The organism is Desulfovibrio legallii, from assembly GCF_004309735.1.
GTDB classification, from domain to species: Bacteria; Desulfobacterota; Desulfovibrionia; order Desulfovibrionales; family Desulfovibrionaceae; genus Desulfovibrio; species Desulfovibrio legallii.
The window spans coordinates 238,413-262,715 of the sequence record NZ_SIXC01000001.1 but is presented as its reverse complement, the minus strand read 5'-3'; the positions used below and the strand labels follow the sequence as shown (position 1 = coordinate 262,715).

Here is a 24,303-nt window from a genome sequence, read left to right as displayed (position 1 = left end):
AGCGGGCTGCTCCCCTTCTCTGACGTCGCTGCGGTTCCTGCGGCTACTCCGCCAGGATTTCATACTGCTCCAGCTTGTCCCACACGGCGCTGATGACCAGGGCCATGACGGCGGCCAGCCGGGCCTGCACCCTGTCGTCCAGGGCCGGGGCCGTACCCCGTGCGGCAGTCAGCGCCGCGGCCAGACTGGTGCAGAACAGCTCCGGGCACTGGGCCTGCCGGCCTTGCGCCAGCAGGGGCATGTAGCGGGCAAAGGGTCCGTCCACAAAATCTTCCAACCGCACGTCGCCCTGGGGCACGTCCAGGGCCAGCAGATTGCCGGTTTCGCGCAGGTAGGCCAGCAGCACACTGTTAGGGGCGTGCTGCATGAGCCCGGCCGTGACCACGGCGTGGATAAAAGCCCGCCATTCGTCACAGAGCAGGGCAGCCCCCGGTTCCCGCAGATACTCTTCCGGCAGCAGGGCCTGTCGGGCCATGCCCAGAATGGCCGGGGCGCGGCTGTTGAGTTCAAAAAGAATGCAGGCCGCTTGCGTGCCCTGGGCGGCGCTCAGACGTTTTTTGCGCATGCTGCGGGTGTTCCTTCCTGTGCCCCTGGCCCTGTGCCGGCCTTGGCGCGCACATAGTTCGTATACCCCGCAGCGCGCAACCGGCAGGCCGGGCAGCTGCCGCAGCCGTAACCCCAGGGGTGACGCTCGCCGCGCGTGCCCAGATAGCAGGTGTGGCTGCGCTCCACGATGAGATCCACCAGCCGTTCGCCGCCCAACTGTTCGGCTAGGGTCCAGGCGTCTTTTTTGCTGCGCCACATGAGGGGCGTGTGCAGCACATAGGCTGTGTCCATGCCCGTATTGACGGCTACCTGCATGGCTTTGATGCTGTCGTCCCTGCAGTCGGGATAGCCGGAGTAGTCGCTCTGGCAGACGCCCAGCACCAGGTGGCGGATATCTCTGGAGTAAGCCCAGGCCGCTGCGTGCAGGATAAAGATGAGGTTGCGCCCCGGCACAAAGGTGTTGGGCAGGCCATCGGGGCCGTGCTCCTCAATGGGGGCGTCAGACGTGAGGGCCGTATTGGCCAGGTCGCGAAAGATATCCAGGCGGAGCAGCGTGTCCGGCCCCAGACGCGCGGCCCACTGCGGATTGAGGGCGGACAGGCCCTCGCGCAAGGCCTGTCGACAGGAAAGCTCCACGACATGACGCTGGCCGTAGTCAAAGCCCAGGGTCTGCACCCTGCCGAAGCGGCTGAGCGCCCAGGCCAGACAGGTGGCCGAATCCTGTCCGCCGGAAAAGACCACCAGGGCCTGCTGGTCAGCCAGCATATCGGGCAGCATATCGGGCAGCACATCGGGCGCGGGCAGCGTCGCAGGCTGCGGGAGCGCTGCGGGATCGGGGGCCGTTGTTGTGAAAGCAATAGAATTTTTCATAATGTCATTCATGGAACAAGCGGCCAGAAAGGGCAGACCCGCGCCGGGGCGTACCCCGCCATAAACGCGTCCATCAAGTTGCCGAAATAGACCCGGTTACGCGGTTTGATATGTTGCACGGCGGCGCAGTCCGTGGGGAAGAAGCGCAGGGATTCCTTGTTGCCCAGATAGGTGGCCTGGGCCACGGGCAGACTCAACAGCCGCGCCCACAGGCCGCGTTTTTGCGCAATGGCCTCCCGCTGCGCAGCGTGCAGGCGTTCCTGCAGCTGTGGGCTCAGGTCGCGGTGGGGATAAAAAAAGGCCGCCCCTTCGCGCACCAGGATCTCGTTAAGGGACTGACCGTTGGCCAGCAGCACTTCGGCCAGCCAGCGGCCGTGGGGGTCCTTGTGCTTCACGCCGGCCGCCAGCAGGGTCACTGTTTGCCCCCGGACCAGATCCGTGAGCCTGTCACGGGCCTCCCTGGCGTAGTACTGAGGCTTGCCGCCTTTTGAGGCGTACAGCTCTGGGGCGTCCAGGCCCGCCAGGCGCAGCACGCGCCGGTCTGTGAGCTTGAGGGTATCGCCGTCAAAGCAACGGGCCACCGTGGCCTGCGGCTTTGGCAGGGGCTTGTCCGCAGCAATGCAGGGGGCCGCCAGAACCAGGGCGCAGGCCCAGAGCAGAAGCGCAGTCCAGGCCGCAAGGCGACGCGGATTTGTGTCGCAGAGGATGGCGCGGCGCGGGCAAAGGCACGGCACGGCGGGCGCTCCTTTGGCCTCAGTTCTCATAATAGGAGCGCAGGGGCTGGCTGCGCACCGGGTGGCGCAGCTTGCGCAGGGCCTTGGCCTCAATCTGGCGAATGCGTTCGCGGGTCACGTTGAAGAGCTTGCCCACTTCTTCCAGGGTATGGTCGCTCTTTTCAGCGATGCCGAAGCGTTTGCGCAGCACCTGTTCCTCGCGGGGGGTCAGGTCGGCCAGCACGGCGGCCAGCTGTTCGGACAGTTTGGTATTGATGACTTCCTCGGCCGGGGCCACGGCCTTTTTATCCTCAATGAAGTCGCCTAGGCTGGAATCTTCTTCGTCGCCGATGGGCGTTTCCAGCGAAATGGGCTCCTTGGCGATTTTGAGCACTTTTTTGACCTTTTCCACCGGATATTCCATGCGCTCGGCGATTTCTTCCGGCGTGGGGTCACGGCCCAGCTCCTGCACCAAGTAGCGGGAGGTACGGATGAGCTTGTTGATGGTTTCGATCATGTGCACGGGAATGCGGATGGTGCGGGCCTGGTCCGCTATGGCACGGGTGATGGCCTGGCGGATCCACCAGGTGGCGTAGGTGGAGAATTTGTACCCGCGCTGGTATTCAAACTTGTCCACGGCCTTCATGAGGCCGATGTTGCCCTCCTGGATAAGGTCCAGAAACTGCAGGCCCCGGTTAGTGTATTTTTTGGCGATGGAAACCACCAGGCGCAGGTTGGAGCGGATAAGCTCCTGCTTGGCGCGCATGGCGGCGTTGTTGCCGCGTTTGATGCGCCAGAGCACTTCCTCCAGGTCTGTCACGTTGTGGCAGCATTTTTCCTGCAGGCGCTTGAGGATTTCAATTTTGCCAATGATCATTTCCTTGAAGGAAAAGAGCTCGTCCACGCTGAGCTTGAGTTCGCGGGCGGCGTCCACGGGGTTGACCTCGCGGTTGTCCAGGCCGTCAAACAGGGCCTGGATTTCCGCCTGGGTGCGGCCTGTGGCAAGGATGTAGGCTGAAAGGTCGCGCTGGCAGTTGTGCATCTGGCGCACGTAGTCTTCCACCGTCTCGATAATGCGGTCAATGAGGGTTTTTTCCAGCTTGATGTCGCGCAGACGGGTGACAATTTCTTCCTTGTAGCCGATGATTTCCTTCTGGATGGCCGTCACGCGGCGGTCCATACAAGCGCAGCTGTCCAGTTTTTTGTAGATCTTGCGCTTTTTTTTGTAGGTCTGTTTGATTTCGTCCAACAGCAGGATGACCCGTGAGCGCTGGTTCATCTCGTCTTCACTGGGGTCATCTTCTTCAATAGTTTTAACCACATCCTTGAGTTTGATGCGATTTTGGCGCAGGTCTTCGCCCACGTTGATGAGTTCCTCAACGGCCACGGGCACTTCTACCAGGGCGTAAAGCACGTCCTGTTCGCCCATTTCGATTTTTTTGGCGATAACCACCTCGCCATCGCGGTCCAGCAGGGGTACGGCCCCCATCTCACGCAGGTACATGCGCACGGGGTCTGTGCTGCGCGAGGAATAGTCGGCGGATTCCTCATCTTCGGAAAGGTCCAGAGAGCCTTCGGCTATTTCTTCGTCGTTTTCAGCGGCGGCGGAAATTTTTTTGCCGTCTTTTTCCGTATCCACGATGGCGATTTCCAGCTGCTCAAAAATGCCGATTATTTCTTCAAAATATTCCGGTGTGTTCATTTCCACGGGCAAGGCCTTGTTGACCTCTTCAAAAGTCAGAAAGCCGGCACCTTTGCCTTTGGTAATAAGAGACTGTATTTGCTGGATATCTTTAAGATTGCTCATGGCCTTTCTCCAAAGTTTCCTTAAGTGCGCGAAGGTAAGCCAAATCGGCCGCAAAGTCACCTGTGCCGGTATTGGCCTGCAGGGCCGCCGTCAGGGAAGAGCGCTGGGCTTTGGCATAGTAGTCGTTCATGTAGTGGCGCAGGGCTTCAAGCTCCCTGTCGCCTTGGTCGCGCGGGGCCGCCTCCGGCCCGCAACAGTGGTACAGGAATTGTTTTTCCTTCTGGTCCAGCTGGTAGACAAAGTCCTCCGGCCCGTGGCGTTCGATTTTATCCCACAACTGCCGCCCCAGGGCACTTTGCAGGGCCAGGTCCGCGCCCAGAGCGGCCAGGTCCGTCAGGCGATGAGGATAGCGCAGGGCGTACATGAGAATTTCTCTGTCGCGCATGCTGCGCCGGCTGGGCCCGGAGGCGGCGGCTTCCCGCGCTGCGCCGTCGCGTCGGGGAGGGGCGAGGCCTTCTCGCAGGTCCGCTTCCGAAAGCTGCAGCTGGGCTGCCAGGCGCGAAACGTAGGGGCTGAGCAGTTCCGGCAGGGTCACCTGGCGCAGGAAGTTGCGGGCCCACTCCACGGTTTCGCGCGGGGCCAGGGCTTTGAGCACGTCCACGCAAAAGCGCAGCCCGTCCGGGGCTGCGGCACGCAGTTGCTCAAAAGCCTCTGGGCCGGAGCCGCGCAGCAGGCTGTCGATGTCCTCGCTTTCGGGCAACAGCACCACCTGGCAGGAAAGCCCCCTGGTAAGGAGCATTTCGCAGGAGCGCAGGGCCGCCTTACGCCCGGCGCGGTCGCCGTCAAACAGCAAGGTGATGCGCGAGGTAAAACCCGAAAGACGCTTGATCTGCTCCGGCGTGAGGGCCGTGCCCAGGACGCCCACGGCATTGTCGTAGCCGAACTGGTGCAGGGTCAGCACGTCCATGTAGCCTTCGGTGAGCAGGGCTTCGCCCTTGGTGACGATGCCCCGCCGGGCCTGAGCTAGGCCGTAGAGGTGCTCGCCTTTCTTGTACAGGGGCGTGTCGGCGCTGTTGATGTATTTGGCCTCGTCCGCATCATCAATAATCCGCCCGCCGAAAGCGATGATTTGGTTGGAGAGGTTTTTGATGGGAAAGATGAGCCTGCCCCGGAAGCGGTCGTAGGCCCGCCCTCTGTCCGAGCTGCCCAGCAGACCGGCCTCCACGGCCATGCGGTCGTCAAAACCGGCGCGGCGCAGGACCTCGGCCAGAGATTGCCACTGGCGCGCGGCCCAGCCCAGGCCAAAACGCTCCATAATCTCGGCGCTCAGGCCGCGCCGGGCCACGTAGGCCTGGCAGTCCGCAGCCGTAGGCGCGCGCAGCCCGGCGGCAAAATGCGCCGCCGCCAGCTCGTACATGCGCAGCATCTGCTGCCGCACCGAACGGCGGCGGCGTTCTTCGCCCTGGCGTTTCAGGTCGGCCGGGCCGCGCTCCAGGGCAATGCCCACCTCGGCCGCCAATTGTTCAAGGGTTTCTTTAAAGTCCAGTCCGTTAATACGGCCGTAAAAATCGAAAACGTCGCCCGAAGCGTGGCAGCCAAAACAGTAGAACAGGCCCTGGTCCTCGTTGACGGAAAACGAAGGCTTGGTTTCCTGATGAAAAGGGCAGGGGGCCATCCAGCGCGGACCGTTGCGCTTCAGCTCCACATAGCGGCGCACCACGTCCACGATATTAAGGCGCTCTTTGATGACGCGGATGGCGTCTTTGCTTTGCATGACGGCGACGTTCCACCTGGGTTGTTTGAACAGCCTGTGATCGAGAGGCCTGGGGACGGCGGGTTCGGGCGCGGTTGCGCCCTGAACCCGCGCTGACGACTGCGAGGGCGGGCACACCGCCTTCACCAGCGAATTACCGCAGTTGGACAATGGTCATGCCGTCGCCTCCGCGGTCTTCGGGCGCAACGGCAAACCCGGCCACAGCCGGGAACGCACGCAAAAATTCGTGCACCTGACGGCGCAATGCTCCCGTGCCGCGTCCGTGCACCACTTCCACCTCGGCAAAGCCCGCCAGCAGGGCCTTGTCCAGAAAACGCTCCAGCTCGGCCAGGGCCGCATCGGCCCGCTGCCCGCGCACGTCCAGGCTCAGGGAGGCGGGCTCACCGCCGGAAACCGGCGTGCGGCTGACGTTTGCGGCGGGCCTGTCCAGGGCGGGGGCCGGGGCCGTGCCGGGCAGACGCACATCCTTCATGGCGGCCCACAGGCTCACCCCGTTGAGGTCCAGGCGTACCCGCTGGCGGCGCGTGTCCACATCGGTAACCACACCACGCTTGTTGAACACGGCGTGCAGCACCTGCTGCCCCGGCGTGAACGCCTGTGGCACGGGCAGCACCGAGGGTTCCTCCACGGCGGGACGGGCCAGTTCGGCGCGCAGGCGGGACATTTCCTTCAGAGCCTGCTTGTGGGTAGCACGGCCTTCCTTCCAGGCGCGCATGAGCTCACCGGCCTTGGCCCGCACCGCGTCGTGCAGGACGGCACGTTCCCGCTCCTGACGTTCGTGGTCCTGCCGGGCCCGCGCACGGATTTTTTCCTGCTCGGCGCGCAGGGCAACGATTTCGCCTTCGCGCTCTGCCGCCAGAGCGTTGAGCCGGGTCAGCAGGGCCGTAGCGTCCTGGCCGTCCTGCAGCAAATAATGCTCAGCCCGGCGAATGATGCTGTCCGCCAGGCCGTGTTCGCGCGCCACATCCAAGGCCTGACTGGCCCCCACCTGGTCGTAGGCCAGCTTGAACAAAGGCTTTTTGCTCTGCGGGTCAAACAGCATGGACGCGGCCCTAGCCCCTTCGCGGGTCAGGGCGTAGCTTTTGAGCGCGGGAAAATGCGTAGCTGCCAGAACAAAGGTATGTTTGTCCAGCAATTCGTCAAGTACCGCCTGGGCCAGAGCCGCGCCCTGGGCCGGGTCCGTGCCCGCGCCGAATTCGTCCAGCAGCACCAGACCACTGGCGTCCAGATGCTTCCAGGCTTTGGCCAGATGCTCAATCTGCGCCGTGAAGGTGGAAACATTGTCCGCAAGGCTTTGTTCGTCGCCGATAAAGGCGTCTACCCGGCTGAACCAGGGCAGTTGCGAGCCTTTGCCCACAGGCACGGGCAGACCGCTCAGGGCCATGGCCGCAATAAGCCCCAGGGTCTTGAGGCATACGGTCTTGCCGCCCGCGTTGCCGCCAGTGATGACCAAGGCGCGCTCGCCCGGGCGCAGCACAATATCCAACGGCCGTACGGCCTCGCCGATCTTGCCGCCGCCCCCCTTTCCTCCGCTTTGCCTCACTTCGGCCTGGCGCAGGGCCAGCAGAGGATGGCGGGCTTCCAGCAGCTGAATGCCTTCCTCCACCGGAACCAGGGGCAGGCTGCGGGCCTCAAGGCGCTGCGCCAGCAAACGCTTGGCCTGCAGCAGATCCAGCTGGGCCAGCAGATCCTGGGCGGCGCGCGCGCCCGGCAGCTCGGCCGTCAGCAGGTCGCGCAGATAGGTCAGCACCTTGCGTTCTTCTTCGCGTTCTTCGCGCTTGAGTTCCTGCAGACGGTTGTTGATTTCCACCAGGAACATGGGCTCGAAATAGCAGGTTTCCCCCGTCTGGGACCAGTCGTGGATGATGCCCTGCATGCGGCCCTTGAAGTTGGCCTTGAGGGGCAGCACATAGCGGTCTGAAGAAAGGGTCATGAACTCGTCCTGCAGATAGGCCAGCATGTTGTACTGCAGGGCGTAATCCTTGACCCTGCGCATGCAGTTCTGGTGCAGGCGGCGCAACTCCGTGCGCAGACGGTAGAGCTCCGGCGAACTTTCGTCGCGCAGCAGGCCATCGTCTGAAACGCAGCGCAGCAAGGCGGCAGTAAGCTGCACGGGCAGGGGCGCGGTTTGGGCCAGGGCCAGCAAATGGGGCCAGCGCTCCTGGGCTTCAGGCGTGACAATGGCGGCGTGGGCGTCACGCGCCAGGCGCAGCATCTGGCGCAGGGCCCAGAAGGCGTCCACATCGGGCTGATGGGCGTGAGCTGCAGCCACGCCGTGCAGCAGACCGCTTACGTCGGGAAACGCGCCAAAGCTGAAAACGGCGCCGCCCGGCAAAGGCGTAGCCGCCCAGACCGCAGCTTCCTCATACAGGCGCGCGGCCAAGGTAACCTCTTCTGCCGTGGGCAGGGGAGCTACCTGCAGGGCCCGCTGTCGGCCCACATCGGAAACGCAGTGGGTGGCCAGTTGTTCGGTTATACGAAAAAATTCAAGGGACTGCAGCGTGCGGGCATGGATCATGCGACTGCCTCGAAAAAGAATGACCGGGGTGCACGGGCGCAAGCCCGTGAAAGCGCGTATCCGACTGTGCGAAAAACGGCGGAACGCGCTTGAGGGAGGGCCGCCGCAAAAAAATGGCGCTGAGAGCTCTTTGGCGGGAGCCCTGGCCGTAGCGCAAACGAGGCCGCTGTGCCCGGCCGACGTGCGCCGCAATGCTGATCCGCAGGGTCAGACCGGCAAAAGACGCAAGGATCAGCCCTGCAGGCGCGCTTTGACCGCTGCGGAAAGGATCTTGCCGTCCACACGGCCCGCGTACTCGGCCATGATGGCCGTCATGACGCGCCCCATGTCCCGTGGAGAGGCGGCCCCAACCTTGGCGATGGTGACGTCCACCAAGGCGTGCAGTTCGTCCTCGCTCAAGGGCTGGGGCAGATATTCCTTAAGAATATCCCATTCGGCGGCTTCTTTTTCCGCCAGATCGGGACGCTGGGCCTTGGTGTACTGTTCGATGGAATCCTGCCGCTGTTTGCCCTCTTTGATGATGACTTGCAGCATCTCGGCGTCCGTAAGAGCGCCGCCGGGGCGCTTCAGCTCTACCAGCCGGTTCTTGGCGGCGGTTTTCAGCAGGCGCAACACGCTCAGGCGAACGCTGTCCTTGGCTTTATACGCCCGGATATAGTCTTGATCGATTTGAGCAAAGAGGGTGGTCATGGCAGGCGGTGGGTAAAAGTGTGAAAACGCGGAAAGTGCGGAAGGCTCGAAAGCCTCCCGCACGGCCAAACTCACAAAGGCCCGCGCAGAAGGCTAGGCCATGTTCATCTTGCGCATTTTTTTCATCAGCCGCTTCCGGGCGGCGGCCTTCTTCTTCTTGCGCATGACGCTGGGCTTTTCGTAGTGCTGGCGCTTCTTCATTTCAGAAAGAATGCCGGCCTTTTCCACCTGCTTCTTAAAGCGGCGCAGCGCAATATCGAAGTTGTAGTCGTCGTCGTTAAGAAAAACTCCGGGCAAAGAAATCACCCCCTTCGGCGGCGGGCCTCGCATGGAGCGCCCACAAAATATGAAAGGTGCTTATAGCCTGCCCGGAAGCAAAAGGCAAGGCGTATTTCACAAAAAATCGTCAGCCGCAGGAGCGGGGGGCAGCACTCTGGATTGATGGCAACGCCGCAACCGGGCTGCAGCCCCGTGGGAGGCGCAGGACACACGGCACAGGCCTGGCTGGCCGCTATGGAACACGACCGCCGAGGAACCGACGGCGCGGGATCAGTTCAAGGAATCCTTGAGCATTTTCCCGGGACGGAACTTCAGAATCTTGCAGGCGGGGATAGTCAGGGTGTCACCGGTACGGGGATTGCGCCCCTGCCGGGCTTTGCGGGTTTCCACCGCAAAGGTGCCGAAACCCGTGAGGGTCAGCTTGGCGTCTTTGACAAGAGCGTCTTCAACCGAGGCCAGAAAAGCGTTGAGGGTGCGTTCGGCGGCAGCCTTGGTAAGGTTGGCCTTAGCGGCGATTTTTTCAACCAGATCAGCCTTTGTCATCAGCATATCCTCCTGAAAACTTCCCACATTGCGCATTCATGCCGCCTTGGGCGGGGCCCGCAACGGCTCCCCGGCGCGCACCGCGGGTATTTATGTCCATACTCAAAACTTTTTAAGCCTGCTTGTCAAGCTGTGCGGCCCATAAAGCACTCAGACGCTGCCATTGGCCCACGCCAAGGGCTTCGGGGCGCAAGCCAGGGTCGATTTCTGCCTCGTGCAGGGCTTGGGCCAGGGACTGCTCTCCGCTGCGCCGGATAATCCCGCCCAGCTGTTTGCGCCGCTGCTGGAAGCATATCCGCAACAGGCGGGCCAGCAGCTGCGGGTGCTCCGGCCGTGAGGCCAGGGACAGCGGCGTAAAGGAAAGCACGGCCGAATCCACCTTGGGCGGTGGATTAAAGGCCCCTGGCCCCAGCGTAAATTCCAGGCGCGGGGCAGCGTAGCTCTGCACCCAGACCGAAAGCGCCCCGTACTGACCGTTGCCGGGGGCGGCGGCCAGGCGCAGCCCTACTTCTTTCTGTACCATGAACACGGCGCGCGTGCAGCCCGTGGCCTGCGAAAGACAATCCCAGATCAGTGGAGAGGCCACATTATAAGGCAGGTTGCCCGCCAGTTTCCAGGGAAAGGCCGGGGTGATGCGCGCCCAGGCAAAGCGCAGCGCGTCCGTAAGCACGGCCTGGGTGCCCAGTTGGGCTGCACGCTGGCGCTCCCCGGCCCAGTAACGGTCTTTTTCCAGCAGCAACAAACGGGCGTGGGGCAGGGCCTCCAGGGATCGGGTCAGAGCGCCGGGCCCCGGCCCTATTTCCAGAATGTTGTCCTGGGCCGTCGCCTCCAGCAGGGCGGTGATACGGTCGCATATATCTGGATTTTTAAGGAAGTGTTGCCCAAGACTTTTTTTGGCGCGGGGGGCCGCTGCAGGATGTGGTTGGCGCATGGGGGCCTCAGGGCAGGTCAAAGCGGGCAAAGCTGAGCACCAACCCGGCCCGGCCCTGGGTGGCGGAACGCAGGGCAGTGGAAAAGCCGAAAAGCCGTCGCAAAGGGGCCGTGCCGCGCAGAAGTTTGCGCCCGCCGTGGTCTTCCAGTTCCTCCACCTTACCGCCGCAACTCGTGAACAGATTGATGGCAGCGCCCAGAAAATCTTCCGGCGTGGTGATCTCCACGCGCATGAGGGGTTCCAGCGCTACAGGCGAGGCCGCCGCGAGGGCCTCGCGCAGGGCCTGCGCCGCAGCCATGTGGCAGCCGGGGGCGGTGGTCAGGCCCTCCTGCCGGGTAACGCCGGTCACGGTCACAGCCACGTCCGTCACAGGGCAGCCGGTCAACTCTCCGCTTTGCAGGGCGTCACGCACGCCTTCGAGAGCAGCATCCAGCAAGGCCGGGGGCAAAATTTTGCGGGCATCTTCGGCCTTGGCGGGCAGAAAGTCGCCCACCGTCACACTGTTGCCCGCGCCGCGCGGGCGGGGGGCCACGTGCAGGGCCACCCGGCCTTGATGGCGCTCCTTGCCCAGTTCGCGGTCAAAGGTCACGTCGGCATCGGCTGCGGCCCGCACGCTTTCGCGCAGCACTACCTGCGGGTTGCCCGCGCGGGGGCCGATGCCGTATTCGCGCCGCATGCGCTCCAGCAGCACATCCAGGTGCAGTTCGCCCATGCCGGAAACCATGCGTGCACCGCTTTCTTCATCAGCCTGCACCAGCAGGGTGGGGTCTTCTTCGCTGTAGCGGGCCAGGGCCTCATCCAGAATTTTGCCTTCGTCGGCGTTGCGGGGCTCCAGAGCGCGGGTAAGCACCGGGGCGTAGGCTTCGATGCTTTCCAGAGAAAGGCACAGCCCGCGCCCTGTGTACGTTTCGCCCGTATGGGCCGAACGCAGCCCCACCACGGCCACGATTTCGCCGGCAAAGGCCGCGGCGATCTGTTCGCGCCGTTCGGCGTGGGGCCGATAAATGCGGCCCAGGCGGTCTTCTTTGCCCCGGTTGACGTTGCGCAGGCTTTCGCCTTCCTTGATCTGCCCGGCATAGAGGCGCAGAAAGGCCAGTTTGCGGCCGTTTTCCAGCAGCACTTTAAAGACCAGGGCCACGGCCGGAGCATCCGGATCCGGCGGCACGGGCCTTTCATGTCCGGCTGCGTCGCGGCCCACGGGGGCGGGCACGTCCAGAGGAGAGGGCAAAAAGTCGCACACGGCGTCCAGCACGGGCTGCACGCCCATATTGCGCAGGGCCGAACCGCAGAGCACCGGCGTGAGCGTCCTGGCCAAGGTGGCGCGGCGCAGAGCCGTCAAAATGTCCCCCTGGCTGTAAACGCCTTCCAGATAGGGCTCCAAAAACGCCTCGTCCGCTTCGGCCAGCTTTTCCAGCAGGGCGTCGCGCCAGGGCGCGGCCAGGGCCGCCTCTTCGGGTGTAAAGGGCAGGCGTTGCACGCTGCGGCCCTGGTCCTGCGGAGCGAAGGTCAGGGTCTCCTGCCGCACCAGGTCCAGCACGGCGCGGAAGTCTTCGCCCTGACCCAGGGGCGCGGCAACGGCCACGGCATTGGCCCCCAGGCGCGTGCGCATGGCCGCCAGCACGGCCGCAAAATCCGCGCCGGGCCGATCCATCTTGTTGACAAAAGCGATCTTGGGCACGCCAAAGGCCTCGGACTGCCGCCAGACCGTTTCGGACTGCGGCTCTACGCCGCCAACCGCGCAGAACACGCCCACGGCACCGTCCAGTACGCGCAGGGCGCGTTCCACCTCAATGGTAAAGTCCACATGGCCGGGGGTATCCACCAGATTGATGGTGGCCTCCCGCCAATGGCAGGTGGTGCAGGCTGACATGATGGTAATGCCGCGTTCCTGCTCTTCGGGCAGGTAGTCCATGGTGGCCGCGCCGTCGTGCACCTCGCCCATGCGGTGAATTTTGCTGCTGTAGAACAGCATGCGCTCACTGAGTGTGGTTTTGCCCGCGTCAATATGGGCAATAATGCCGATGTTGCGGATTCGGGTCATGGCAGAGGATGCGGTGGACATGACAGCTCCGGGCGCGCCGCCGCGCGGTTACAGGAGGCCGAAGGCTTGTCGGCGCACGCGAAAAAAGTCCGGATCAAGGCCAGGATGCAGCCAAAAGCCCTCACAGCCGGGCGTCAGGGCCGGGGCCCCGCTGCAGGGGAAGGGGCCGCCGCGCCGCTCCCGGCAGTGGCTGCGGGCCGCGCCGGGAGAAAGGTACAGGGCGTCGGGGGGCCGACGGTCCACAGGTTCCAGCGCGGCTTCCAGGGCCGATCCCTGGGCAAAGGCCAGCAGTTCCAGATCAAAGGCGTCGGGCTGCGGCAGGCCCAACAGAGGGTCGCGCCGTTCCTGCCAGCAGGGCAGGCCCAAGGCGGCGGCCGCGCGGGCCACGGCGTCCAGCTCTCCACGGTGCAGGAGCACAAGGCGGCCAGGTCCGGGCTGGCATTCCTCCAGCAAACGGCAGATCCCGGCCTGGTCCAGAGCAAAGACGTCTTCCACGCCGGAAAGTTCCAGGCTGACCAAGGCCGCTGGGTGTGGGGCGCACTGTTCCGGCGCGTCCGTCACGCAGACGGCTCCCACCAAAGGCACGCCAGCCAGCTGGGCGGGCACGCAGGCCGCCGCCAGACGGGCCGCCGCCGCGTAGTCCGGGGTAAAAGCCAGAACCGCCCAGGGCGCAGCGTGGCTGATGCGCCGCCGCCAGAAGCCCAGCCGGGCGTTGCGTACGGATTCGACCCTGCTTTCCGTGCCTTCGCCGAAATGGGCGCAGGCCAGGGCCAGGCCGGTTTTGACGGCGGCCCGGCAAGGAGCAGGAACAGCTTCGTAGGCCGCCGCGCTCAGCGCGTCGTCCAGCCGCGCCGCAGCGACCCACCGGGGCCAGCGGGCAACGGCGTCCTGTTCAGGAAAATTGCGGCTTTGCGTGGTGTGCGGCATGGCGTTTAGTCGGGGCGGCCCCAAGGGTTACAGGGTGTTGCATGGCGGACGACTGCGGAGCCGCGGCCTTGCGCCGTACGGACCGCCATTCTGTAGCAGAAAGCCCGGCCCGGCCCGTCACAGGAAACGCGGGCCGGGCCGGAATGCTCTGTCTGCGTGCTAGCCGTCGGCGGTTGCCTGGCGACGGTTTTTCGGGCAGCGCGCGACGCTTCACAATAATGGCCTGTCAGCGTGTTTCCAGGGGAAAGTGGTGCAGCCAGTCTTTCAATTGCTCCAGCTGACGGCTGACCGAATGGGGGCCGGTGCCGCCGGGGGTTTCCCGCCGCCGCACGGCCGCCGTATAGGCCAGAACGTTGTAGACGCTGTTTTCAATGCGCGGTTCCAGAGCCTGCAGTTCCGGCAGGGTCAAGTCTTCCAGGCCTTTGCCCGCCTTTTCAGCGGCGGCCACAGCCTGCCCCGTAACGTGGTGGGCTTCGCGGAAGGGCAGGCCTTTGCCCACCAGATAGTCGGCCAGCTCCGTGGCGTTGAGGAAGCCCAGCTTGCAGGCTTCGCGCATGCGCTCCGGCCGGAAGACCAGCTCTTCCAGCAGACCGGTCATGATGCGCAGGGAGGTCTTCACCGTGCGGTCGGCATCCAGAAAGCCCTCTTTGTCTTCCTGCATGTCACGGTTGTAGGCCAGGGGCAGGCCCTTCATGACCGTAAGCAGACCTAGCAGCGCCCCGTAGACGCGCCCGGTCTTGCCGCGCATAAGCTCGGCTACGTCGGGATTCTTTTTTTGCGGCATGATGGACGAACCCGTGGCGTAGGCGTCGGGCAGGCGCACAAAGCCGAAAGCCGGGTTGGCCCAAAGGATGATTTCCTCACACAGGCGTGAGAGGTGCATCATGATCAGGGAGCCRTCAAAGAGGGCCTCCAGGGCAAAGTCCCGGTCTGAAACTGCGTCCATGGAATTGCCGTAGATGCCCGCAAAACCCACTTCCTCGGCCACGCCGGCCGGGTCCAGAGGATAGGTGGTGCCCGCCAGGGCAGCCGCGCCCAGGGGCGACACGCGCACCCTGACCAGGGTATCGGCAAGGCGTTCCACATCGCGGCGGAACATCCAGGCGTAGGCCAGCAGGTGGTGGGCCAGGCTTACGGGCTGCGCGGGCTGCAGATGGGTGCAGCCGGGCAGAATGGCGGCGCGCTGCTCGGCGGCCCTTTCCAGCAGCACACTGCAGAGGGCCATGGCACTCTCTTGCCAGCCGCGCAGCTTTTCCGCCACAAACAGGCGGAACGTCAGCCCCACCTGATCGTTACGACTGCGCCCGGTGTGCAGTTTTTTGCCCACCTCGCCGGTAAGTTCCGTCAGCCGCGCCTCAATGTTCATGTGCACGTCTTCGAGTTCCGGCCGCCAGACAAAGCTGCCGTCCTCAATCTCCCGGCGTACGTTATCCAGGCCCTCCACCAGGGTGCGGGCCTCCTGGGGCGTGATGACGCCCTGGCGGCCCAGCATGCGGGCGTGGGCTTGGGAGGCGCGGATATCCTGGGCGTAGAGGGCGCGGTCAAAGGTCTGCGAATCTGTATAGCGGGCCACAGCTTCCGCCGGTCCCTCGGAGAAGCGTCCGCCCCAGCTCTGGTTAGTGCTCATGCCGCCCCCGGCCTATGCGCCCAGCTTGCGCTGCACGGCGGCAAACTGCCGCAGGCGCAGGCTGTTGAGGCGGATGAAGCCCGCCGCGTCCTTATGGTCATAGTCGCCGCCTTCAAAGGTGGCCAGATCTTCGGAAAAGAGCGAAAGGGGGGAGGTGCGGGCCAAGGGCCAGACGCCGCCCTTGTAGAGCTTGGCGCGCACGCTGCCCGTGACCGTTTCCTGCGCCTTGTCCATAAAGACCTGCATGGCTTCGCGCTCCGGCGAATACCAAAAGCCGTTGTACACGCACTGGGAGTAGCGCACGGCCAGCATATCGCGGATGCCCAGCAGCTCCCTGTCCATGCAGATGCCTTCCAGGTCGCGGTGCAGCTTGTAGAGCAGAGTGCCCGCCGGGTTTTCGTACACGCCGCGGCACTTCATGCCCACAAAGCGGTTTTCCACCATGTCGTCGCGGCCGATGCCGTTGCGACCGGCCATTTCACTCAGCACGCGGATGACCGCAGCCGGGGAGAGTCGTTCGCCGTTAACGGCCACAGGGTTGCCGCGTTCAAAATCCACACTGACAATTTCGGGCGTATCCGGAGCCTGCTCTACGGGCACGCAGCGTTCGTGGCAGGAGGCGTCCGGTTCGTTGCCGGGATTTTCCAGCTCACTGCCTTCAAAGCTGGTGTGCAGCATGTTGGCGTCCATACTGTAGCGTTTGGCCCCGCTGGAAATGGGGATGCCGTGCTTTTCGGCAAAGGCGGTGAGCGCCGTGCGGGACATGAGCTCCCATTCGCGCCAGGGAGCAATGACCTGAATATCCGGGGCCAGGGCGCTGACGGCCAGCTCAAAACGGACCTGGTCGTTGCCCTTGCCCGTGGCGCCGTGGGCCACGGCGTCCGCGCCTTCCTTGCGGGCCACATCCACCAGGGCCTTGGCGATGAGCGGACGAGCAATGGAGGTGCCGAGCAGGTAGCGCCCTTCGTAGCGGGCCGCGCCGCGCATCATGGGGAAGACAAAATCTTTGGCCATTTCTTCGCGCAGGTCCAGCACATAGGCTTTGGACGCGCCGGTTTTGAGGGCCTTGGCCTCCACGCCGGAGAGGTCTTCGGGCTGGCCCAGGTCGGCCGTGACAGCGATGACTTCGCAGTGGTGGGTTTCAATGAGCCACTTGAGGATGACGGAGGTATCCAGACCTCCGGAATAGGCAAGAACGACTTTTTTTACTTTTTGCATGGTCAGGCTCCCCTTACAGATTCGGGAAGGAAGTATTGCCCAAAACAGCTCTCGGCGCAAGTGTCGGGACTCTGGGCACTTGAGCCCCGCGCCGGGGGGGTATATAGCTTGAGGTCACACTCACGCGCGCCAGAGGCGGCTGCCGGGCAGCCGCCTTCCGGATTGTTGACCGGCGCCGTACAGCCGCAAGGACCGTTTCATGGACAAGCACAGCGAATATCTGCACAAAATTTTATTGAGCCGCGTTTATGACGTGGCGGTGGAAACGCCTCTGGAAGAGGCCGTGACCCTTTCGCGCCGTTTGGGCAATACAGTGCTGCTCAAGCGCGAAGACCTGCAGCCGGTATTTTCTTTCAAGCTGCGGGGGGCCTACAACAAAATGGCCCACCTTTCGCGGGACGAGCTGCGGCGCGGGGTGATTACGGCCTCCGCCGGCAACCACGCCCAGGGTGTGGCCCTGGCGGCCCGGCGGCTGGGCTGCGAGGCCACTATTGTCATGCCCGTGACCACGCCCGCCATCAAGGTGGAGGCCGTGCGGCGTCTGGGCGGGCAGGTGGTGCTTTCGGGCGAATCCTTCAGCGACGCCTGGCAGCACACGCTGGACTTGATCCAGGAAACGGGCTGCGTTTACATTCCGCCCTTTGACGATCCGGACGTCATTGCGGGCCAGGGCACCATTGCCATGGAGATTCTGCGCCAGCACACGGGGCCCATCCATGCGGTCTTTGTGCCCATTGGCGGCGGCGGCATGGCCGCAGGCATTGCGGCCTACATCAAGAACCTGCGGCCGGATATCCGCGTCATCGGCGTGGAGCCCGTGGATTCTGACGCCATGCGGCGTTCGGTCATGGCCGGCAAGAGAGTGGAGCTGCCCGAAGTGGGGCTGTTTGCCGACGGCGTGGCCGTGAAGCTGGTGGGGGAAGAGACCTTTGCCATCTGCCGCGACCTGCTGGACGACATCATCACCGTGGAGACGGACGCCATTTGCGGCGCCATCAAGGATATTTTTGAAGATACGCGCGTGGTGGCCGAACCGGCCGGGGCGCTTTCTCTGGCTGGGCTGCGGGCCTACGCCAAGGCCGGCGGCCTGCGCGACGCCACCCTGGTGGCCGTGGTAAGCGGGGCCAACATGAATTTCGACCGCCTGAGCCATGTGGTGGACCGCTCCGAAATCGGCGCGCAACGTGAGGCTTTGCTGGCCATCAACATTCCCGAAGCCGTGGGCAGCTTTCGACAGCTTTGCGCCGCTTTCGGCAGCCGCAACATCACGGAACTCTGCACGCGCTATTCCGACCCGGAGCGGGCCAGGGTGCTGGTGGGCATTAAGATCAACGGGCGGGAAGACGTGGCCGAGGTGCTTGGCGAACTGCGTGGTCAGGGCTTTGAGGCCGTGGACCTTACGGACAATGAGCTGGCCAAGGTGCACCTGCGGCACCTGGTGGGCGGCAATGCCCCGCAGGTGCTGCACGAACGCCTGCTGCGCTTTACCTTCCCTGAACGGCCCGGCGCGCTGCTGGACTTTATGGACGCCATGCGGGTGGATTTCAGCATTACCCTGTTCCAGTACCGCTACCACGGCGCGGATTTTGGCCGCGTGCTGGTGGGCTTTGAGGCCCCTGAAGAAAAACGGGCGGACTTTGAGGACTTTCTTGCCCGCGTGGAGCGCATGGGCTACCCCCATGTGGAAGAAACCGCCAACCCGGCCTACAGGATGTTTTTGGGCTGGCACGAAAATTAACCGCTTTCTTTTACGCGCGGCCTCAAAATTGTAATTGGGGCCGCGCGTAAGATGTCCTGGTCAATCCTCTGGTCGGGGCAATGATATTTTGAAATTGCGCCGATGGTCTGTAGCGCAGGGGGAGCGCGTCCGGTTTTTGTGCGTGCGGTGGGCTGCCGCCATGAAAGCATCGCTGGGCGGTCAGGCATGTTCATCCATGCGTTTGCGCACATATGGGGCATAGCCCGTGTCCATGCCCTGAATGTGCTCTATGAGCCAAACTTTCAAAAATTCCAATAGATTAATATCAATATGGGCCCTACCTTCGTCCAAAGCCTCACGGAATTCAGCCACAGTCTGGCGAAATTCACGGTGCTTGCGGATATGCTTGCCGGCCTCAGTGTAGCCGGATGCGGCAAAGAAAATTTCCTCAGTATTGAAATGGGTGAAGGCATAGCCCGCCAGCGCGTCCAAAATTTCCAGCAGTAGGGCAGGGTCGCTGCCCTGGCTGACGTTGCGGGCCAGTTTATTGATGTAGGAGAGCAACAGCTTGTGCTGGCCGTCGATAACGGGCACGCCCGTGGTGTAGCTTTCGGACCACTGAAAAAAATCCTGTTCGTCGGTTTCGGCCTTTTCCCCCGCCGTCGGCGTTTCACCCAAAAAAACGTTCATCTGATCCAGATAGTTGGCGCAGTATTCCAGCTCTCCCCGCGCGTTCTCCAAGGCTTCCGTCACAAAGACGCGACAGGCGCGGGTGTGCGCGTCCTCCTCCGGTACGGCCTCCTGCGGCAGGCGGGCGGCAAGGCTCTTCAGCTTGTCCGCCACTTTGTCCAGGGTGGCGCGGACCATCCGCTGCCCCGTGATGGCTACCGAATATTTTTCGTGCCACTCCACGGCTTCCTGAAAGTTTTCTTCTTTCTCATGCAGCATCCGGGCAAAGTCTTCTTGCCGGTGGTGTTCGCGCTCCTGCAGGGCCGTGAGGGCTTCCCGCAGAAGAGGGCAGGCCCCCTGAACATTCAGAGGGGCGTCGCCCGCAGCGCGCGCGCTGGTCGTCAACCGCCGCAGGGGGGTGAGCAAACTGCGGTAGACGAGCAGCAGGCCACCCCAGGTGAGCACGGCAGCCAGAACAAGAGGCACGAAAATAAAGGAACGGGGAAGGAGCAGGGCGCTCAGCCCTACAAACGGCGCGGCAAAAAGCAAAAACACGGCAACGGGCATGGCATATCCTTGTGCGCCGGAGGCGCGGCAAAGGCCGGGGTCTGCGCGGAGATGACCTGTGGTCGCAAACCCGGTGGCGGAGCAGTAGCGCAACGCAAGGTTACACTTGCAACTATAGCATACACAAATTTTGTGAAAATAAAAATATAGTTATGTTCTATGACACGGAGTTGAGACTTTATCAACAGCATTTCTTATACGTCAAATTGGTATCTGAAGCAAGCATGGCGTCTGGAGCAGATTACCTTAGAGAATATCTATTAAAGTTCACCGCAGGCTCGTTCTGGCGCCTAATCGCGCAAATAAATAGTGGTGTTGTCCTCATCCATAACTAGCGCTTGCTGTCTTTGCCCGTAATTTCCTGCGTCATAACGGGCCAGGCGCCGACGTCGCAACGGCTGAAGCTGCGCGTGCGCTTCCACAGAAGCTAGAGCAGTTAGCGAATGAAATGAGCTAATTGCTCTGCAAGGATTTTCTTGAAAATCCTTGCCACAAAATGCGAGAAGGCAGGCTTTTGCCTGCCATAAGCGAGCATTTCAAGTGTTAAATGCTCTAAAAAGGCCTATGCCCCGTATGTCGGCAATCTTTCCACCAAGTTGCTTGCATCGGGCAGTTTGCATAAAGGCCCCTCCGGTTTTACTCCGAAGGGGCCTTTATGCAAACGCCGCTGTTGCCGGGGTGCGGTGAAATCAGTCCTTATAAGGAGAAATGTCCCGCAGGGTTTTGATGACGTCGGGGAAGTGGGCGATCACAAAGTCCACCTCGTCCTGCGTGGTGTAGCGCGAAAGGGAAAGCCGCACCGAACCGTGGGCATAGTTGAAGGGCACGCCCATGGCCCGGAGCACGTGCGAAGGCTCCAGACTGCCCGAAGTGCAGGCAGAACCAGAGCTTGCACAGATGCCCAGCCTGTCCAGCATAAGCAGGATGGCTTCGCCCTCCACATTCTTGAAGGCGATGTTGGTGGTATTGGGCAGGCGGTTTGCTATATCGCCGTTGACCATGCATTCGGGGATGACGGCAAGGAGACCCTGCTCCAGCCTGTCGCGTAAAAGGGCCACGCTTACGCGTTCTTCTTCCATGTGCGTAGCGGCCAGTTGGGCGGCCACGCCCAGACCTACTATGTAGGGCACGTTTTCCGTACCGGCGCGGCGACCGTTTTCCTGATGTCCGCCCCGCAGGAATGGACGGAAGCGCACGCCTTTGCGCACGTAGAGCACGCCTATACCTTTGGGCGCGTGCAGCTTGTGGCCGGAAAGGGAGAGCATATCCACAGGCAGGTGGGCCATGTCTATGGGAGTTTTGCCCACAGCCTGCACGGCGTCGGTGTGGAAGAGCAGACCGCGTTCCTTGGCCATTTCCGCCAGCCGCTGCACGGGGTAGATATTGCCCACCTCATTATTGGCGAACATGACGGAAACGAGGGCCGTATCCGGGGTAAGGGCCGCTGCGTATTCGTCCAGGTCCAGGCGGCCTTTGGCGTCCACGCTCAGGTATGTAACGTGGTAGCCCTGACGTTCCCAGTACTGCATGACGTTGAGCACGGCGGGGTGTTCCACTCGGGTGGTAACCAGATGGCGCTTTTCCGGCTGGGTCTGGATGGCCGCCCAGATAGCGGCGTTGTCGCTTTCCGACCCGCAGGAGGTGAAGATGATTTCATCGGGCTTGGCGCCAAGCAGATCGGCCATACGCGCGCGGGCCGTATCCACGGCGCCGGCCACCTGGCCGCCGAAGGTGTGCATGCTGGAAGGGTTGCCATAAAGCTCGCCCAGATAGGGCAACATGGCCTCGCGCACTTCCGGGGCGATGGCCGTGGTGGCGTTGTTGTCCAGATAGATGGTTTTCATGTTAGGCCTCCTCCACCACGATTTCCGGCTCCACGTGTTCGCGCAGGGCCTTTTGCACCAGGTCGCGGATGGTGACGTCGCTGGCGCGGCACTGGGAGCAGCGCCCACGCAGGGAAACCACCACCCGCGGGCCGTCCACGTCCACCAGCTCTATGTCGCCGCCGTCCACGCTCAGGCGGGGCCGGATTTCTTCATCAATGGTCTGCAGCACCTTCTGCATGCGCTGCACGTTGGTAAGGCGTGGCCGGGGCTTAAGCTCCACCAGGGGCTTTTGCTTGAGTTCCGTGGCGAGAATCTCGGCGATCTCGTCCAGGCACTCTCCACACGCGCCGCCGGCTTTGGTGTAGTTGGTGATTTCCTCCACAGTCTTGAGGCCGTTTTCACGGATGGTGCGGATGATCTGGGCGTCTGTGACGCCGAAGCATTTGCAGACCAGCTTACCTTCCTCCTGAGCGTGGGGCATGGGGGGCTCGCCCTTCCACTGGCGGATGGCGGCTTCCAGGGCTTCCTGGCCCATAACGGAACAGTGCATCTTCTGCCGGGGCAGGCCGCCCAGGGCGTTGACGATATCCTTGTTGGTCAGCTTGAGGGCGTCTTCCACGCTCATGCCCTTGACCATATCCGTGAGCACGGAGCTGGAGGCAATGGCACTGGCGCAGCCAAAGGTCTCAAAGCTGGCATCGCGGATGACGCCTTCCTTGTCGATCTTGAGATAGAGTTTTAGGGCGTCGCCGCAGGCCAGACTGCCCACCTCGCCGATGGCGTTGGCGTCTTTAAGGGGCCCCACATTGTGGGGATGGAGAAAGTGGTCGTGTACGGTCTCAGTGTAATTCCACATAATTGCCTCCTGAAGCGACAGGCTTCTCAGAATCGATGATGTTCTGCAGGCTGCGCTGCCGCAAAAAGCCCCGGATGTGCTCGTCCAGTTCACTCCAGAAGCCCCTGGTGGAGCAACGGGTTTCACGCAGGCAGTGGCGTCCTTTGGTCAGGCAGCGGACCGGAGAAATTTCGCCCTCCAGGTGCTGAAAAACCTCTTCCATATTGATGTCCTGTGGGGGCTTGGCCAGAGCGTAACCGCCGCCGGACCCCCGCACGGCCCGTAAAATGCCCATGGGCCTGAGCGCGCGGACGATCTGCTCCAGATAGCCGGACGAAATGTTTTCTTCTTTGGCTACCTGCCCCAGTTGCAGCAGACTGCCTTGGGGCTGGGCGGCCAGACGCAGCAAAAAGCGTAATCCATAGCGGGTTCTGGTGGAAAATCGCATAGCTTTCCTCGCACTTTTGCGGTCAGGCGCCCTGGGTCTGGCGTTTTTTGGCAATGGCCGTAAGGCTGAAGGGCGTTTCCTGATACACATAATAGTTGAGCCAGTTGCTGTAAAAAAGGTGGGCGTGGGCCCGCCAGTGCATGGTCGGCATGGCCTGCGGGTTGTCGCCGGGGTAGTAGTGCTGCGGCGTCGCGGGGTTCAGTCCACGCTCCAGATCGCGCTGGTATTCCTGGTCCAGGGTGCCCCGGTCGTATTCCAGATGCCCGGTCATGAATACCTGGGAGTGGTCCACATTTTCCAGCAGGGCGAGCCCGGCTTCGTCCGAACGGGCCAGAACGCGCAGACACGGTTCCTTGCGTGTGTCTTCTTCACGCACTTCGGTATGACGGGAGTGGGGCGCCAGAAAGGTGTCGTCAAAGCCCCGGAACAGCCGGCAGGCCGGCTGCAGCACCTGATGTTCAAAAATGCCGGAAATCTTGGCAGGCAGCACGTGCTTGGGAATATTATAAAAATGGTAGAGCGCCGCCTGGGCTGCCCAGCAGATGTACAGGGTGGAGTAGACGTGGTGCTGGGCGTAGTGCATTATTTCAAGCAGCTCATGCCAGTAGTCCACATCCTCAAAAGGCAAGTGCTCCACAGGCGCGCCAGTGACGATCATGCCGTCAAAGGTGCCGTGGCGGATCTCAGAAAAGGTCTTGTAAAACCGCTCCAGATGCCGGACCGGCGTGTTTTTGGACTGGTGCGCCTCAGTACGCAGCAAGGTGATGTTGACCTGCAGGGGGCTGTTGCCCAAAAGCCGCAGCAGCTGCGTTTCTGTGGCGATTTTGGTGGGCATGAGGTTGACGATGACGATCTCCAGAGGGCGGATGTCCTGCTGCACGGCGCGGTCTTCCGTCATCACAAAGATATTCTCGCCCTCCAGGGCTGCGCAGGCCGGCAGGTCCGCCGGGATCTTGATGGGCATGGTCTCCTCGTTCTTTCCTCAATGTTTTGGGCAGTAGGGGGGCAGCGGCTTTGTCCCCCAATGCCCCGCGTCAAAAACATAGCTCTTTACTATGTTTTGTCAAGGCATGTGTACACGGATTCTTTTACAGGAATCCTGTTGTGGGGCCTCTGGCGCATTGGCCGCGCTGCTCACAGGCGCACCACGGCGCAGCTTACGGGCAGGTTCAGGCCTGCCGCAGCGTTGCGGGCCAGCCGCTCCAGTCCGCCGCAGCAGGGCACGCTCATGCGCAGCACCGTAAGGCTCTGAACCCCGGCGGCCAGCAGGGCCGTGAGGCGCTCCTGCAGCAGAGCGTTGTCTTCCAGCTTGGGGCAGGCAATGATGGGTATGCGTCCGGTAAGCCAGTCCTGGTGCAGGCCGGGCAGGGCAAAGCCTGCACAGTGGGCCGCCAGCAGCACATGGGCGCCGCGCAAAAAGGGGGCGCTGGGCTGCACCAGCCGCAACTGGATGGGCCAGGAAGGCAGCCGGGCGGTCAGCTCTGCGGGGGCATCGGCGACGGGGGCGGCCAGAGGGCGCAAGGTACGCGCGGCCGCGCCGGGACAGCCTCTGTGCGGGGCAACGGCAGGGGGCCGCTGTGGAGCAGTGGCGGCAGATCCGTCCTTGGCCGCCAGGGCTGCGACTTCGTCAAAAGGGGCGGCCTCGCGCTCAGTGAGTTTGAGCGCGCCCTGGGGACAGTTCAGACAGGCCCCAAGACCGTCGCAAAACACGTCGCTCACCAGTTTGGCCTTGCCGTCCACAATGGCCAGAGCGCCTTCTGCGCAGTCCAGCACGCACTGGCCGCAGCCGTTGCACTTGTCTTCATCAACTTCAATGATCAGGCGTTTCATGAGGG

The 24,303-nt window shown here is 62.8% G+C and carries 21 protein-coding genes; 1 reads left to right on the top strand and 20 read right to left on the bottom strand.

Translation table 11 applies throughout. The features are described 5' to 3' along the window. Nucleotides 1-43: 43 nt before the first annotated feature. The 14 genes from EB812_RS01090 to EB812_RS01025 form a co-directional block, all read right to left on the bottom strand. Nucleotides 44-565 (bottom strand): serine/threonine protein kinase, encoded by a 522-nt coding sequence (locus EB812_RS01090; RefSeq protein WP_130957722.1) that lies wholly within the window; start codon nt 563-565, stop codon nt 44-46. Then, entirely contained in the window at nt 547-1,311 is a 765-nt protein-coding gene (gene queC, locus EB812_RS01085; RefSeq protein ID WP_130957739.1) for a 7-cyano-7-deazaguanine synthase QueC, read from the bottom strand. Before queC ends, EB812_RS01090 begins: the two co-directional genes overlap by 19 nt. Before the next feature lie 113 nt (nt 1,312-1,424). Further along, entirely contained in the window at nt 1,425-2,150 is a 726-nt protein-coding gene (locus EB812_RS01080) for a thermonuclease family protein (protein ID WP_242621147.1), read from the bottom strand. Between the two features lie 19 nt (nt 2,151-2,169). Beyond that, the gene (gene rpoD, locus EB812_RS01075) at nt 2,170-3,936 is read right to left on the bottom strand and encodes an RNA polymerase sigma factor RpoD (protein ID WP_118228891.1); all 1,767 of its coding nucleotides are present in this window, start codon (nt 3,934-3,936) and stop codon (nt 2,170-2,172) included. Next, nucleotides 3,923-5,650, bottom strand: coding sequence for a DNA primase (gene dnaG, locus EB812_RS01070; RefSeq protein WP_130957720.1), 1,728 nt, complete (start codon nt 5,648-5,650; stop codon nt 3,923-3,925). The genes rpoD and dnaG overlap by 14 nt, the downstream gene beginning before the upstream one ends. Before the next feature lie 133 nt (nt 5,651-5,783). Next, nucleotides 5,784-8,168: an endonuclease MutS2 gene (locus EB812_RS01065; protein ID WP_130957719.1), complete on the bottom strand. Its 2,385-nt coding sequence runs from the start codon at nt 8,166-8,168 to the stop codon at nt 5,784-5,786. A 231-nt stretch (nt 8,169-8,399) separates the two neighbouring features. Then, nucleotides 8,400-8,858 (bottom strand): GatB/YqeY domain-containing protein, encoded by a 459-nt coding sequence (locus EB812_RS01060; RefSeq protein ID WP_130957718.1) that lies wholly within the window; start codon nt 8,856-8,858, stop codon nt 8,400-8,402. A 93-nt stretch (nt 8,859-8,951) separates the two neighbouring features. Continuing rightward, nucleotides 8,952-9,155: a 30S ribosomal protein S21 gene (rpsU, locus tag EB812_RS01055; RefSeq protein WP_092152961.1), complete on the bottom strand. Its 204-nt coding sequence runs from the start codon at nt 9,153-9,155 to the stop codon at nt 8,952-8,954. A gap of 252 nt (nt 9,156-9,407) precedes the next feature. Next, nucleotides 9,408-9,680 carry an HU family DNA-binding protein gene (locus EB812_RS01050; RefSeq protein WP_130957738.1) on the bottom strand — a complete coding sequence of 91 codons (273 nt, stop codon included), beginning with the start codon at nt 9,678-9,680 and terminating at the stop codon, nt 9,408-9,410. 112 nt (nt 9,681-9,792) lie between these two features. Further along, the gene (gene rsmA / locus EB812_RS01045) at nt 9,793-10,611 is read right to left on the bottom strand and encodes a 16S rRNA (adenine(1518)-N(6)/adenine(1519)-N(6))-dimethyltransferase RsmA (protein WP_130957717.1); all 819 of its coding nucleotides are present in this window, start codon (nt 10,609-10,611) and stop codon (nt 9,793-9,795) included. A gap of 7 nt (nt 10,612-10,618) precedes the next feature. Beyond that, nucleotides 10,619-12,673, bottom strand: coding sequence for an elongation factor G (fusA, locus tag EB812_RS01040; RefSeq protein ID WP_242621146.1), 2,055 nt, complete (start codon nt 12,671-12,673; stop codon nt 10,619-10,621). A 27-nt stretch (nt 12,674-12,700) separates the two neighbouring features. After that, nucleotides 12,701-13,579 (bottom strand): hypothetical protein, encoded by an 879-nt coding sequence (locus EB812_RS01035; RefSeq protein WP_118228896.1) that lies wholly within the window; start codon nt 13,577-13,579, stop codon nt 12,701-12,703. Nucleotides 13,580-13,805: 226 nt separating this feature from the next. Further along, nucleotides 13,806-15,206, bottom strand: coding sequence for an argininosuccinate lyase (gene argH, locus EB812_RS01030; RefSeq protein ID WP_130957716.1), 1,401 nt, complete (start codon nt 15,204-15,206; stop codon nt 13,806-13,808). A gap of 12 nt (nt 15,207-15,218) precedes the next feature. Further along, nucleotides 15,219-16,424, bottom strand: coding sequence for an argininosuccinate synthase (locus EB812_RS01025; RefSeq protein ID WP_118228898.1), 1,206 nt, complete (start codon nt 16,422-16,424; stop codon nt 15,219-15,221). Nucleotides 16,425-16,623: 199 nt separating this feature from the next. On the opposite strand from EB812_RS01025, the gene ilvA reads away from it, so the two are divergent. Further along, on the top strand, nt 16,624-18,162 hold the full coding sequence (ilvA, locus tag EB812_RS01020) for a threonine ammonia-lyase, biosynthetic (protein WP_118228899.1): 1,539 nt from the start codon (nt 16,624-16,626) through the stop codon (nt 18,160-18,162). A gap of 180 nt (nt 18,163-18,342) precedes the next feature. Here the strand turns inward: ilvA and EB812_RS01015 are convergent, their stop codons facing one another. The 6 genes from EB812_RS01015 to EB812_RS00990 form a co-directional block, all read right to left on the bottom strand. After that, nucleotides 18,343-19,359 (bottom strand): bacteriohemerythrin, encoded by a 1,017-nt coding sequence (locus tag EB812_RS01015; RefSeq protein ID WP_118228900.1) that lies wholly within the window; start codon nt 19,357-19,359, stop codon nt 18,343-18,345. 689 nt (nt 19,360-20,048) lie between these two features. Beyond that, entirely contained in the window at nt 20,049-21,203 is a 1,155-nt protein-coding gene (gene nifS / locus EB812_RS01010; RefSeq protein WP_118228901.1) for a cysteine desulfurase NifS, read from the bottom strand. Nucleotide 21,204: 1 nt separating this feature from the next. After that, nucleotides 21,205-22,041, bottom strand: a complete 837-nt coding sequence (gene nifU, locus EB812_RS01005) for a Fe-S cluster assembly protein NifU (protein ID WP_118228902.1) — start codon at nt 22,039-22,041, stop codon at nt 21,205-21,207. Continuing rightward, nucleotides 22,025-22,468, bottom strand: a complete 444-nt coding sequence (locus tag EB812_RS01000) for an RrF2 family transcriptional regulator (protein ID WP_118228903.1) — start codon at nt 22,466-22,468, stop codon at nt 22,025-22,027. Before EB812_RS01000 ends, nifU begins: the two co-directional genes overlap by 17 nt. Nucleotides 22,469-22,490: 22 nt before the next feature. Next, complete coding sequence (gene metA, locus EB812_RS00995; protein ID WP_118228904.1) at nt 22,491-23,432, bottom strand: homoserine O-acetyltransferase MetA; 942 nt, start codon at nt 23,430-23,432, stop codon at nt 22,491-22,493. A gap of 170 nt (nt 23,433-23,602) precedes the next feature. Further along, nucleotides 23,603-24,298, bottom strand: coding sequence for an ATP-binding protein (locus EB812_RS00990; protein ID WP_130957715.1), 696 nt, complete (start codon nt 24,296-24,298; stop codon nt 23,603-23,605). Between the last annotated feature and the right edge of the window lie 5 nt (nt 24,299-24,303).